15 protein-coding genes are annotated in these 12,847 nt (G+C 71.8%); 12 read left to right on the plus strand and 3 right to left on the minus strand.

Annotated features, from left to right (window positions below; genetic code table 11):
* Positions 1–317: 317 nt before the first annotated feature.
* The 12 genes from ACSMX9_RS27255 (at position 318) to ACSMX9_RS27310 (ending at position 8,385) form a co-directional block, all read left to right on the plus strand.
* Positions 318–767: an SRPBCC family protein gene (locus ACSMX9_RS27255; protein WP_445397883.1), complete on the plus strand. Its 450-nt coding sequence runs from the start codon at positions 318–320 to the stop codon at positions 765–767.
* Between the two features lie 91 nt (positions 768–858).
* Positions 859–1,461, plus strand: coding sequence for a flavodoxin family protein (locus ACSMX9_RS27260; protein ID WP_445397885.1), 603 nt, complete (start codon positions 859–861; stop codon positions 1,459–1,461).
* Between the two features lie 49 nt (positions 1,462–1,510).
* Positions 1,511–2,392, plus strand: a complete 882-nt coding sequence (locus tag ACSMX9_RS27265; protein WP_445397887.1) for a glucose 1-dehydrogenase — start codon at positions 1,511–1,513, stop codon at positions 2,390–2,392.
* A gap of 336 nt (positions 2,393–2,728) precedes the next feature.
* Positions 2,729–3,196, plus strand: a complete 468-nt coding sequence (locus tag ACSMX9_RS27270) for a hypothetical protein (RefSeq protein ID WP_445397889.1) — start codon at positions 2,729–2,731, stop codon at positions 3,194–3,196.
* A gap of 88 nt (positions 3,197–3,284) precedes the next feature.
* Complete coding sequence (locus tag ACSMX9_RS27275) at positions 3,285–3,755, plus strand: SRPBCC family protein (protein WP_445397891.1); 471 nt, start codon at positions 3,285–3,287, stop codon at positions 3,753–3,755.
* 125 nt (positions 3,756–3,880) lie between these two features.
* The gene (locus ACSMX9_RS27280; RefSeq protein ID WP_445403112.1) at positions 3,881–4,036 is read left to right on the plus strand and encodes a DUF6131 family protein; all 156 of its coding nucleotides are present in this window, start codon (positions 3,881–3,883) and stop codon (positions 4,034–4,036) included.
* Between the two features lie 202 nt (positions 4,037–4,238).
* Positions 4,239–4,925 carry a HemK2/MTQ2 family protein methyltransferase gene (locus ACSMX9_RS27285; RefSeq protein WP_445397893.1) on the plus strand — a complete coding sequence of 229 codons (687 nt, stop codon included), beginning with the start codon at positions 4,239–4,241 and terminating at the stop codon, positions 4,923–4,925.
* On the plus strand, positions 4,909–5,163 hold the full coding sequence (locus ACSMX9_RS27290) for a CDGSH iron-sulfur domain-containing protein (protein WP_445397895.1): 255 nt from the start codon (positions 4,909–4,911) through the stop codon (positions 5,161–5,163). The genes ACSMX9_RS27285 and ACSMX9_RS27290 overlap by 17 nt, the downstream gene beginning before the upstream one ends.
* Positions 5,160–6,158 (plus strand): iron-containing redox enzyme family protein, encoded by a 999-nt coding sequence (locus tag ACSMX9_RS27295; RefSeq protein WP_445397897.1) that lies wholly within the window; start codon positions 5,160–5,162, stop codon positions 6,156–6,158. The genes ACSMX9_RS27290 and ACSMX9_RS27295 overlap by 4 nt, the downstream gene beginning before the upstream one ends.
* Positions 6,159–6,335: 177 nt before the next feature.
* Entirely contained in the window at positions 6,336–6,509 is a 174-nt protein-coding gene (locus tag ACSMX9_RS27300) for a CsbD family protein (RefSeq protein ID WP_445397899.1), read from the plus strand.
* 85 nt (positions 6,510–6,594) lie between these two features.
* Positions 6,595–7,815 carry a zinc-dependent alcohol dehydrogenase gene (locus tag ACSMX9_RS27305; protein WP_445397901.1) on the plus strand — a complete coding sequence of 407 codons (1,221 nt, stop codon included), beginning with the start codon at positions 6,595–6,597 and terminating at the stop codon, positions 7,813–7,815.
* 243 nt (positions 7,816–8,058) lie between these two features.
* Positions 8,059–8,385, plus strand: a complete 327-nt coding sequence (locus ACSMX9_RS27310) for a plasmid stabilization protein (protein WP_445397903.1) — start codon at positions 8,059–8,061, stop codon at positions 8,383–8,385.
* Positions 8,386–8,478: 93 nt separating this feature from the next.
* Here ACSMX9_RS27310 and ACSMX9_RS27315 read toward each other — a convergent pair whose 3' ends face one another.
* The 3 genes from ACSMX9_RS27315 to ACSMX9_RS27325 all read right to left on the minus strand — a co-directional run bounded on the left by ACSMX9_RS27315 (position 8,479) and on the right by ACSMX9_RS27325 (position 12,094).
* Positions 8,479–9,033 (minus strand): cysteine hydrolase family protein, encoded by a 555-nt coding sequence (locus ACSMX9_RS27315; RefSeq protein WP_445397905.1) that lies wholly within the window; start codon positions 9,031–9,033, stop codon positions 8,479–8,481.
* A 404-nt stretch (positions 9,034–9,437) separates the two neighbouring features.
* On the minus strand, positions 9,438–11,216 hold the full coding sequence (locus tag ACSMX9_RS27320; protein ID WP_445397907.1) for a cytochrome c biogenesis protein CcdA: 1,779 nt from the start codon (positions 11,214–11,216) through the stop codon (positions 9,438–9,440).
* A gap of 230 nt (positions 11,217–11,446) precedes the next feature.
* Positions 11,447–12,094, minus strand: coding sequence for a fasciclin domain-containing protein (locus ACSMX9_RS27325; RefSeq protein ID WP_445397909.1), 648 nt, complete (start codon positions 12,092–12,094; stop codon positions 11,447–11,449).
* Positions 12,095–12,847: the final 753 nt, after the last annotated feature.

A 12,847-nucleotide genomic window follows, 5' to 3' on the forward strand; every position in this document is an offset into this window, starting at 1 on the left:
CCCGGTCCGGTCACCGGGAACGCACGCTTCGGCCGGCGTCCCTGGCCAGAGGCACGCTGCCTGCCGGGCAGCGGGACCACCGCCCGCGGTCCCGGTCCGGCAGAGCGACGCCGGGATGGTAGACGGCTGAGCGGGGCTCGGCGGCGGGAAGGGCGGGGAGGAGCGCTGCTTGTCCGTCGTGGGCCCGCCGTGGATGTCTTCTCGGGACGCGGCCGGTCATGCGCCTGAGCCGGCCTGTGTCACGGGCGGCGGGCTGGGTACCCGCAGCGTCATCAGCCCGCAAGGGATCCGAGCAAGCCGATGGAACGGAGTCGAGCGTGTCGAAGATCGAGGAGTCCGTCGAGGTCGCCGTCCCCCTGACCACCGTCTACGACCAGTGGACCCGGTTCGAGGACTTCCCGCGGTTCATGGAGGGCGTCGAGCGGATCGAGCAGCGCACCGAGACCCTCACCCACTGGGTGACCGAGGTCGGCGGGGTCCGCCGCGAGTTCGACGCGGAGATCACCGAGCAGCGCCCCGACGAGCGGATCGCCTGGACGACCGTCCGCGGCGAGGTGCGGCAGGCCGGCGTGGTCACCTTCCACCGTCTGGACGACGCCCGGACCAAGGTCATGCTCCAACTGGACCACGACCCGTCCGGGATCGCCGACACCGTCGGCGACAAGCTCGGTTTCGTCCGCCACCGCGCGAAGGGCGATCTGGAGCGGTTCAAGGCGTTCATCGAGGACCGCGGAACAGCGACGGGCGGATGGCGCGGCACCGCGTGAGCACCGCCGGGTGGGTGCCCGCACCGCGCGGTGCGGGCACCCACCCGGGCAGGCTGGACTTCACGTCACCCGATGCCCGGAGGTTGTGATCATGTCCCGTGCGCTGGCCCTGGTGTGCACGCTCACTCCGTCCCCCGACCGTTCCAGCAGTGATCTCCTGGCCCGGCAGGTGATGGAGGAACTGGGGAGCCTGGGGGTGGAAGGGGAGGTGGTGCGGATCGCCGACCACGACGTGAAGGCCGGTGTGGCGGTCGACCTGGGCGACGGGGACGCCTGGCCCGCGCTGCGGGAGAAGGTGCTGGCGGCGGACATCCTGCTGCTGGCGACCCCGATCTGGCTCGGCCACCCCTCCAGCCTCGCCCAGCGCGTCCTGGAGCGGCTCAACGCCGACATCTCCGAGACCGACGACCACGGCCGTCAGCTTCCCTACGGGAAGGTCGCGGCGGTGGCCGTGGTGGGGAACGAGGACGGCGCCCACCACGTCAGCGCCGAACTCTTCCAGGGCCTCAACGACCTCGGCTTCACCCTCGCCCCCGGCGCGGTGACCTACTGGGTCGGCGAGGCCCAGCACGGCACCGACTACCAGGACCTCGACGAAGCCCCCGAAGCGGTCGCGAAGACCACCCGCGAGCTGGCCCTCAACGCCGCCCATCTGGCGCGGGTGCTGGGCCGGTCGCCGTACCCGCCGCGCTGAACACCGGGCCCGCGCGGCGTCCGCAGCCACTCTTCAGGAGGTTCCGAACATGGCTCACGAGACCGACGATCCCGTCACCCGTCACCCCCGGCCCGAGTTTCCCGACCAGAACCAGCAGCATCCCGGGTGGACCGGACCGATGGACCCGCCCCCCGACCACGGGGAAGACTCCTACCAAGGGCACGGTGTCCTCACGGACCGCATCGCGGTGATCACCGGCGGGGACTCCGGGATCGGCCGGGCCGTCGCCCTCGCCTACGCCCGCGAGGGCGCCGACATCGTCTTCACCCACCTCACCGAGGAACAGGAGGAAGCCGGCCGGACCACGGAACTCGTGGAAGAGGCGGGGCGGCGGGCGGTGGCGGTGGAGTGCGACATCCGCGAGGAGGACGCCTGCCGGGCGCTGATCGACCGGGCGGTGGGGGAGTTCGGGCGGATCGACGTCCTCGTCAACAACGCCGCCTACCAGATGTCCCAGCCCGACGGCATCGCCGCGATCACCACCGAGCAGTTCGACCGGGTGATGCGCACCAACCTCTACGGCATGTTCTGGCTCTCCAAAATGGCGCTGCCGCACATCCCGAAGGGCGGCAGCATCATCAACACCGCCTCCGTCCAGGGCTACAAGCCCAGCCCCCACCTGCTGGACTACGCCACGACCAAGGGCGCGATCGTCACCTTCACCCAGGGCCTGGCGCAGATGCTCGCGAAGGACGGCATCCGCGTCAACGCCGTCGCCCCGGGCCCGGTGTGGACCCCGCTGATCCCCGCCACGCTCCCCGACACCGTCGAGTTCGGGAAGCAGTCCCCGCTCGGCCGCCCCGCCCAGCCCGCCGAAATGGCACCCGCGTTCGTCTTCCTCGCCTCGCCGCGGGCGAGCTACATCACCGGCGAGATCGTCAACGCCACCGGCGGCACCCCCCTGCCCTGACCGAGCAGTCCGCTCCCTCCGCCGGCCGCAGGCGGGCCGGGGGACCGGCTGCGCGGAAGCGGCCGACCGAGCCGTCGAGAAACCCGCCAGGAGGCGGAAGACGGTGTCCAGAGCGGCAGACGCCCCGGGCGGCGGACATCCGTGGGTCGTCCGTCTTCACCCGGACCGTCCGAACGCTCCGCCGGGGTGAGAACCGGGTTCTCGGGTACCCGCGCACCAGTGGGGCCGCCCCGGTGCACGCCCGCGGGCCCTACAGGTGCCCCGGCACCCCGGGGGACGACTTCACCGACCGGTGGCGTGGCGCCCCGGACTTCCATCGGAGGGAAAGAGCCCGAGATGAACGGACTGCTGCACACCCTGCGCACCGTCCACGTCGATGAGACGATGCTGGAAGGGCAACTGCTGCGCCTCGCGGCGCGCCATCGCGCGGACCGGGAGATCGGTGGGGCCGCCACTGGTCTCGCTGAGTGGACACATGACCATCTCGACCGTCTGGCGGCAACCGGGCGCTGCCCGGGCGCCCGGCGCTCCGCCCGCCGGTGGCGGCCCTGGCGGGCGGAGCGCCGCGTGGCAACCCCCGGCGGATCTGCCGGTCTGGCCCTGCTGGGTGACCTGCGGGCCCTGCATCTGGCGGCGGGCCGCGCTTCCCTGTCCTGGGAGTTGCTCGCCCAGGCGGCCCAGTCCGCGCGGGACACGGAGCTGCTGGACATCGCCTCCCGGTGCCACCCGCAGACCCTCCGTCAGATCCGCTGGACCAACACGATGATCAGGAATCTTGCGCCGCAGATCCTTTCCCGGACCTGAACGGCCCGGGCCTTCCCGCCCCGCGCACGACGAACGAGAGTCCTCGGAGTGGGCAGCCCGGCCCGGGGACCCGAGGACGGAGCATCCCATGGCGATTCGCCACCAGCTGATCGACCGCGACCCCGCCGCCGTGTGGGCGGTGCTGTCGAACCCGGCCCGATATGCCGACTGGGTGGTCGGCACCCGAGACTCCGCCCCCGGTTCCGGTGACTGGCCGGAGGTCGGCTCCACTCTGACCTACACCCTCGCCCTCCCGGGGCGGCGGCGGGCCGACGGACACACGGTGGTCCGCCGCTTCGAGCCCCCGCGCCACCTGGAACTGGAGGCACACAACCCTCTGGGGTCGGCCCGAATCGCCCTCGACATCCGGCCCTGGGGCGACCACACCCTCGTGATCCTGGACGAGCACCCCCTGCGGGGCGCGGCCGGCGCCCTCCACAACACCCTGGTCGACGCGCTGATCCAGCTCCGTCACCGCCGGATGCTTCCGAGCCTGGCGACGGTGGTCGAACGCGAGCACCCCCTTCTCCACCCCGGTCCGGAGCGGGAGAACGCATGACGGACGCCGTCGTGATCGGGGCCGGCCCCAACGGGCTGGTCGCCGCGAACCTCCTCGCCGGCTGCGCTCCGGACCGTGCGGCGCGACAATGGGCAAGGACCCGGAAGTCCTTCACGGGAGCGACCATGATCATTCTTGGGATCATTCTGCTGGTGATCGGCTTGATCACCGGCCTGAGCGTTCTGTGGACGATCGGCATCGTCCTCGTGGCGATCGGGCTCGTGCTGTGGGCGCTGGGCGCGGTCGGGCACGCGGTGGGCGGCCGGCGCCACTACTGGTAACGGTCCTGGTACCCGAGGGCCGCCACCAGCCCCTGCCCGGGCGGACGCGGGCGGCCACCCCTTCCGGCGGTGCCGGAAGGGGCCCCTCGAACGGCAACCGCGCCAGGTGTGCGCCGGGCGCCCGCGGGCATCCGCACATCACCGGAGCCCCCAGGGGGCGGGTGCCCGGACGCCCATCCGTCGTGTGAGACGAGGAGCCCTCATGGCGAGTACCGCAGTGTCCGGCACGGCTTTCCCAGACCCCGAGGTGGTGACCGTCCCCGGGGTCTACGCCCCGCAGGACGACACCCGGCTCCTGGCCGCAGCGCTCGCCCGGGAGGACATCACGCGCGACACCGACGCGCTGGACCTGTGCACCGGCAGCGGCACGCTCGCCCTCGCAGCGGCCCGCCGGGGAGCACGCGTGACCGCCGTCGACATCTCCCGCCGCGCGGTGTGGAACGCCCGCCTCAACGCGCTGCTCGCACGGCGGCGGATCCGGGTGCGCCGCGGCGACCTGACCGCTCCGCTGCCCCACGGCCGCCGGTTCGACCTCGTCGTCAGCAACCCGCCCTACGTCCCCTCCCCGGACACCGCGACCGCGGGGGCCGGGCGCGCATGGGACGCCGGCGTGGGCGGGCGGCTGCTGCTGGACCGGATCTGCGACGACGTCCCGCCCCTGCTGCGCCGCGGTGGTCTGCTCCTACTGGTCCACTCCGGCCTGTGCAACCCGCAGGAGACGCTGCAGCGGCTGACCTCCACCGGACTGCGCGCGACCGTCAGCGTCCGGGCGCGGGTACCCTTCGGGCCCGTGCTACGCGAACGCTGCGGCTGGCTGTGCGAGCGCGGTCTGCTCAAGCCCTGGGACGAGAGCGAGGAACTGGTGATCATCCGTGCCCACCGCCCCTGACCCCGCCCCTCGCCGCGCACGGGCCGAGACGAACGGACCGGTCCTCGTCGACGGCCCGGTGGAGGCGGTGCGCCGCGACGGCACCACCGCCGTCTCCCGACGGCCCGTGGTCGCCCTCTGCACCTGCGGGCGCAGCCGGATCCACCCCTGGTGCGACACCAGCCACCGCCGCCATCCCCGCAGGAACCCCCGCGACGGCGGTGGAGCCGAAGCCGGCGGCCAGGAGGGAACACGGTGACCGCCCCGCTCTCCCCCCGACCTCGACCGCCCCGGGCGCGAGGGGAGCTGTCGGCCGCTGTTCTCGACCGCCTGACCGGCGGCACCACCCCGCTCCCGCACCACGCGGCGGCCGAACGGGCGGACCCGTACGGGGACGATCTGCAACTCGCCCTCTACACCCTTTACGAGCTCCACTACCGGGGCTTCGACGGCGTGGACGACGCCCTGGAGTGGGACGCGGACCTCCTGCGGCTGCGGGCCCACTTGGAGCGCCGGTTCCTGACCGCCCTGCGCACCGACACGCCGTCCGGCGGGAGCGCCCGGGAGGCGTTGGCGGAGCTGATGGACGAACCACCCGGCGGGAAGGGGAGCACGAGTCACTTCCTGCTGCGCTCCGGGGAGCTGTGGCAGCTGCGCGAGTACGCCGCGCTGCGCTCCCTCTACCACCTGAAGGAGGCCGACCCGCACCTGTGGGTGGTGCCCCGGCTGACGGGGCGGGCGAAGGCGGGCATGGTCGCCGTCGAGTACGACGAGTTCGGCGCCGGACGCGCCCAGGACATCCATGCCCGCCTCTATGCCGAACTCCTGGACGACCTCGGCCTGACCAGTGCCTACGGCGCCTATGTGGACGAGGTGCCGGCCGAGATGCTGGCCGTGGCGACGATGATGTCCCTGTTCGGTCTGCACCGGGCACACCGCGGAGCCCTCGTCGGGCACTTCGCCGCCGTCGAGGTCACCTCCTCGCCCGGCTCCGCCCGGCTGGCCGACGCGCTGCGCCGCTGCGGCGCGGGCCCGGCGGCCCAGCGCTTCTACGACGAACACGTCGAAGCCGACGCCGTTCACGAACAACTCGTCCGCCACGAGGTCGTCGCCCCGCTCCTGGACGACGAGCCCCACCTGGAGGACGACGTCGTCCTCGGGATCCGGGCCACGACCCTGCTGGAGGACCGGCTCACCGCCCGTCTGCTCGACGCCTGGGGCGATGGCCGGAGCGCTCTGCGTCCTGCCGCCTGAGAGACGCATCCACTCGGCGGCCCCGGGGCACGTCTTCACAGCCGGCCCCGATGCGCGTTCCCGGCAAAACGGAAGGTCATGTTCCGTGAGTCGTTTACCGTCACGGTCCCCGGGAACCCGGCAAGCGTGGCGCCGGTAACGGCCTGTGCCCTGATTCCCGGAAGGACGGTGTGCGTGATGGCCAAGGACGAGAAGGCGCGGGCAAAGGCCCAGCAGGTCAAGGGGAAGGTTCAGAAGGAGACCGGCCGGGCCGTCGGCAACGAAGGCATGGCGGCGAAAGGCCGTGCCAAGCAGGCCGAGGGTGACGCCCGCCAGGCCAAGGAGAAGGCCAAGGACGTCTTCAAGCGCTGACCCGGCCGAGCGGCCCGCACCGGCAGTCCGGCTGCGGCTCCGGGCTGCCGGAGCGCTTCGGCCGAGAAGAAGGAAGGGACCGAACATGAGGGCTCTGACCTGGCACGGTCAGCGCGATGTCCGCGTCGACACCGTGCCCGACCCGAAGATCGAGGACCCGGCCGATGTGATCGTGCGCGTCACCTCGACCGGGGTCTGCGGTTCCGATCTGCACCTGTACGAACTGTTCGGTCCCTTCCTCGACCCCGGGGACATCCTCGGCCACGAGGCCATGGGCATCGTCGAAGAGACCGGCCCCGCGGTGCGTACCCTCGCCGCCGGGGACCGGGTGGTGGTCCCGTTCAACATCTCGTGCGGAACCTGCTGGATGTGCGGGCACGGGCTGCACTCCCAGTGCGAGACCACCCAGGTCACCGAGTACGGCATGGGGGCCTCGCTGTTCGGCTACACCAAGCTCTACGGCCAGGTGCCCGGCGGCCAGGCGGAGCTCCTGCGGGTCCCGTTCGGTGACACGCTCCCCATCAAGGTCCCGGACGCTGCGCCGGACCAGCGATACCTGTACCTGTCCGACGTCCTGCCGACCGCTTGGCAGGCGGTGGCGTACGCGGATGTGCCGCCCGGCGGCACGGTGACCGTCCTGGGGCTCGGCCCCATCGGCGACATGGCCGCCCGGATCGCCCTCCACCGGGGCGCGTCCCAGGTCATCGGCGTCGATCTCGTCCCGGAGCGCCTCGCCCGAGCCCGCGACCGCGGCGTGATCACCCTCGACCTCACCGACCACGACGACAACGGCGTCGGTGACCGGGTCCGCGACCTCACCGGCGGCCGGGGCAGCGACGCCGTCATCGAAGCGGTCGGCATGGAAGCGCACGGTGCCCCGCTCACCAAGGCCGTCCAGCGCTTCACCGGACTGCTGCCCGACGCGATCGGGAAGAAGCTGATGAGCAACGCCGGCGTCGACTCCATGACCGCCTTCAACACCGCTGTCGACACAGTGCGCCGCGGCGGCACCATCAGCCTCGTCGGCGTCTACGGGGGCGCCGTCGACCCCGTACCGATGCTCACCCTCTTCGACAAGCAGGTCCAGCTCCGCATGGGCCAGGCCAACGTCCGCCGCTGGACCGACGACCTTCTCCCCCTCCTCACGGACGACGACCCGCTCGGGGTCGACCACTTCGCCACCCACACCCTCCCCCTGGAAGACGGCCCGGCAGCGTACAAGGCCTTCCAGGCCAAGGAGGACGGCATGATCAAAACCGTCCTCACCCCCGGCCGGGCGCCCGCGACCCCGCCCGGCTTCCCCTGACCCGCGTGACCCGCGGTCCGCCTCAGTCGGCTGGTTCGCGGGGCCGGGCGAAGAACCGGACCGGCCGGCGGCGCCCGGGTACAGGGCGAAGCCCCGGCGCCCCGCTACTCCTCCGGGCCCTCGCCGGCTGAACCTCCCCCACCTCGGGTAGAAGGGCCAGACGCCTGTGCTCCGGTTGCGGTCCGGTACGGGGCCTGGATGCATGGACACCGACAGCACCCCGCTCCAGTTGAGGAGAAGCTCATGCCCCGAGGTTCGAGCCCCAAGAGGGAACGCCAGTACGAGCACATCAAGGAGTCCGCACAGAATCGCGGGGAGTCCACCCGGCGGGCCAAGGAGATCGCCGCGCGGACCGTCAACAAGGAACGCGCCCGCTCCGGCGAGTCGAAGACCGCCAGCAAGACCTCCACGCAGGACCCGAAGTCCGCCTCCCAGCGCGGCGGGCAGCGCTCGCACTCCGGATCCCAGGGCCCCACCAAGGACCAGCTCTACGCGGAGGCGAGGAAGAAGAACATCCACGGCCGTTCCACCATGGACAAGCAGCAGCTCAAAAAGGCACTCGGCCACTGAACCGACCGCCCGTCAGGTGTCCACCCTCGCCGGCCATCTCGCGCCCGCCGAACGCGCGACCGACGGCCTGCCCTTGCCGGCCGGCGCGGGCGGTCAGTCCGGCGGAGGCCGGTCCAGGCTGATCTGCACGGCAGGCCGGATCTCGGCGCCCATGTTGCGTTCCATCATGTGGAAGGCCGCTTCGGCGAGGTCGGGGTGGATGTGGGCGACGGCGTCCTTCGCGACGGTGACAGCGAGGTGGCGGATGTGGGCGTCGAGCGCCGAGTACAGCACGCACTGCTCGGTGACCTGCCCGCACAGCACGATCCGCCTGATGCCGTGCTGGTCGAGCAGATACTCCAGGGGGGTCTGGTAGAAGATCGAGTGCCGGGCCTTCACCACGAACGTCGAGGTGTCGTCCGGTCGGACGGGTTCGACCAGATCGGCGTGCGGGCCCCGCAGGGCGGCCTGGAGGAGTTCGTCGTGGTGCGAGCGCCAGCGTCCGAAGTTGTCGTTGACGTAGATCACGTCCACGCCCTGCTCGCGGGCGCGGTCGATCAGGTCCCGAATCCGCGGCAGCGCCTCGCGGACGGAGGGGATGAGCAGGCCGGCGTCCTCGTGCTCGTAGGTGTTGATCATGTCGATGACGATCAGCGCGGTGTCCGGCACCACGTCTCCCTTCCGGCGGGCGCCCCGCCGGGCACACCGCCCGTGTCCGGTCCGGATCCCCGCAGAGGGGGCCGGGTGCCCACCCTGGCAGGGCGGGTGCCCGCCGCCCGCCCCGACACGCGTCCGTTGGCCTCTCCGCTCAAGGGGTCTGCTCCCCCTGGGGCAGGCGGGGCGCCGCCGCGCCGTCCGGCGACCTACGAGGACGGACATCAGCCTTCGACACCGCTCGCCTCGTGTGCGGCGCCCATGCGCCGGTCAAACCCTGTGGTGAGGTCGTCGTCGAGGCGGGCGTGTGCGTAGGGCACGGGTGTGTCCGCGCCCGGCGGTCCCTGGGGAGTCCGCCGGCACGTGGTCGGCGGGGGCGCTGGAGGCACGTCGTTCGCTCGCGGCGAGCGACGGGGTTCTCATCCGAAGGTGAGGGCGTACGCCTGGATCCCTTCCCCGATGCGGAGTTCGAGGCGCGCGGTGCGCGCGTTGTCGTCGTCGGTGAGGCGGTGGAGGGTGGGGGTGGCGGAGATGGTGAGGGTGCGGGTGGGTGTGCCGTTGACGAGGACCTCGACCCGGCCGGTCCCGGCGAGGACGATGTTGGCGTTCTTGGCGTGGTAGGTGAGGGCGAGGCGGGCGTCGGGTCCGGCGGTGAAGTGTTCGTAGCCGGCGGTCCAGGTCCCGTCCAGGGAGATGCGGTTGAGGGGGAGGGGCCGCTGGGGGAAGCGGTAGCGGGTGGGTGTGCCGTCGGTGAGGGGGGTGCCGGTGTAGCCGCGGATGCGGTGGGTGCTGAGGTAGGTCTCCGGGGTGCGGCCTTTGGTGAGGTCGTCCATGGCCCGGTCGGTGGGGGCGGGGAGGGTGACGGTGGGGTCGGCCCGGCGGAGCAGGTCGCGGATCATGTGCTCCGTGCGGTCGTACTGGCCTTCGCCGAACGTGAAGTAGCGGACGGTGCCGTCGGCGTCGATGAGGTACTTGGCGGGCCAGAACCGGTTGCGGTAGTTGTTGAAGGTGGTGAGTTCGTTGTCGAGGGCGACGGGCCAGGTGACGCCGAGCTTGCGGGCCTCGGCGGCGACGTTGCCGCGTTTCTTCTCGAAGGCGAACTCGGGGGAGTGGACGCCGATGATGCGCAGTCCGGCGTCGTGGTAGGCGCGGTCCCAGCCCCGTAGGTGGGGTGCAGCGCGCTGGCAGTTGATGCAGGAGTAGGTCCAGAAGTCGACCAGAACGACTTTCCCGCGCAGGCTCGCGAGGTCGAGGGGGCGGTTGCCGGGGGTGTTGAGCCAGGAGTCGATGTCTTCGAGGGGTGGTGCCTGGCCGCAGGAGCGCAGTTCGTCGGCGCCGTCCTGGCAGCGGGAGAGTTCCTTGTTGGAGTCGTCGTAGAGGCCGGAGAGCTTCTGGCGGGCGATCTCGTTGTCCTCGACCGTGCGCTGCGCGGTGGCGGTGTAGTCGGGCAGGGCGCGCTGGAGCGCGGTGGTGAGGTCGAGGGCGAGGGCCGTGGCGAGAGCGATCATCAGGATTCCGGCGGTGATCCGCAGGCCGCGGGCGCGGGTGCGGAAGGCGGCGACGCGTTCGGCGACGCGGTGGCCGGCGAGGGCGAACGCGAGGAGCGGGACCGCGGTGCCGGTGGCGAAGGAGAGGGTGAGGGCGATGATGTCGGCGCTGATCTCGCCGCGGGCGCCGGCGACGGTGATGGCGGCGAGGACCGGTCCGGCGCAGGGCACGTAGAGCAGGCCGAGGCCCAGGCCGAGGACGAGCGCGCTGCCGTCCTTGTTCACCGGGCGTTGCGGCATGCGGGAGAACGGCTTCTCCAGCAGCCGTTCGACGGGCGGGAAGAGGAGCCCGAGGCCGATGAGGACGAGGAGGGCCAGGCCGGTGTGGCGCAGGATGTCCTCGGGCAGTCCGAGGGCCGAGACGATCGTCACGCCGAGCAGGGTGAAGAAGCCGAAGCTCAGGACGAGGCCGACGACGACGGCGTAGGGGCGACGGTTCCGGTGCGGACGCACGGCGGTCTCGGGCGGGGAGTGGAGGAGGACCTCGCCGCCTGCCGCCTCGACAGCCGTGGTGCCCGTGCTGTGGGCGTCGGGTGGGGGCTTTCCCGCGGTGCCGCTGGCGAGGAACACCACCGGGAGCACGGGCAGGATGCAGGGCGAGACGGCAGTGATGAGACCGCCAAGGAGGCCGATCAGGACAAGGGTGAGCATGGGCGACCGCCTCTGCCGGTGGAACGCCGGACGCGTCCCCTCGGCAGATGATTCGGACCCCTCACCCCGATGGATGGGTGCTCGCCGCGCTTGCGAAGGACCGCGCACGGCCGTCGGGCGGTTGCGGGCGTGTGCCCCGGTGCGGCGTTACGCCCCGGCGGCCCGGGACCCCGTTCTGGCTTCGAAGGGGTACCGGGCCGCCGGGCGGGGACAGCAGCAGGAAGGGGTGGCTACCGAGGCATCAGCACGGTGTCGACGATGTGGACGGTGGCGTTGGAGGTGCTGACGTTGCCGCAGACCACGTTCGCGGTGTCGTTGACCTTGTAGGACTTGCCGGACCCACTGGTGGTGACCACGCCCTTCTGGAGGGTCTCGAAGGAGCCGTTCTCCAGCTGCTCCGGCGTCAGGTTCCGTCCGACGACGTGGTAGATCAGGATGTCGGTGAGCGCCTTCTTGTCGGCGAGGACCTTGTCGAGATCGGCCTTCGGGATCTTCGCGAAGGCGTCGTTCGTCGGGGCGAACACGGTGATGCCCTCGGCCTTGTTGAGGGTGTCCACCAAGCCGGCCTGCTTGACCGCTGCGACCAGGGTGGACAGGGCCGGGTTGTTGGAGGCGGCGGTGGCGACGGGGTCCTTGGCCATGCCGTCGAAGCTGCCCGCACCTTCCTTCGGGACACCGGCGCAGGCGGACCCGAACGGCTGACCGGAGGCCGTCGCGTCACTCACTGGTGCCTTGTCGGCCGCCTCGTCGGAGGCCGGGGTCGCAGCGGCCTTGGTGTCCTTCCCGGAGCCGGAGTCGGAGCAGGCGACAAGCGCGAGGGGCAGGACAACGGCCGCGGCGAGAGCGGTCGCAGCACGGCGGGTACGCAGACGGTTCATGATCAGGATCTCCTGTGGCAGAACGAAGGGTGGGTGTCCCGGCTGGTGGGGGAAGGTCGGCTGGTCGCTCCGTGGCGGGCGGGCTGCACCACGAGAACGACAGGGGGTTGCGGCTCATGGGCCGATACCGCCGAAGGTGGCGAGGGGGACCCCTCTGGTGCTGGTAGTGCTTGTGGTGCCAGTGGTGCGGGGACGGGGGCGCGGGAGGCTTCATGTCCGGTGTTCGCAGCCACCGGGCTACCGGATGGGTCTGTCATCCGTTCCGGTGACCCAGGAGCGGCCCCAGCCGTGCCAGGCCGCCGCTTCACGTGGCGTGCCCACCAGAGAGCGCACTGCCGATCCCTGCGCTCCCGGGTCGGCCACCACCAGCGAACCGCCCGCGGGGCGCCGGCGGCCACCCCTGTCGCGACGCTCCCGCACCATGACACGTACCTCCCGGACATGGAACACCGGTCTCGGAAGCCCCGACCAGCCGGTGAGTGACCCGGCACCACACCCGCCGCCCTCTCGACCCTGCTCCGTCACCTCCGGCTCCCGGACGGCTCAAGGCAGCCGGGACGCGCCGAAGGAAGCAACCAGCACCGCACCGATGACACGAACCCGCCCACCCATCCGGAGCCCGCCCCGCTCCGAACACGTAACAGGAGACCACCGCACCACGCGACCGTCGGTTCGAGACGAGCCCCGTCGGCCGCATGCCTGTCAGTGAAGGACAACGCCATGCCATGGACACCCCGGCCGAGGGCGGCCGGC

This window comes from Streptomyces sp. LE64 (assembly GCF_052606915.1).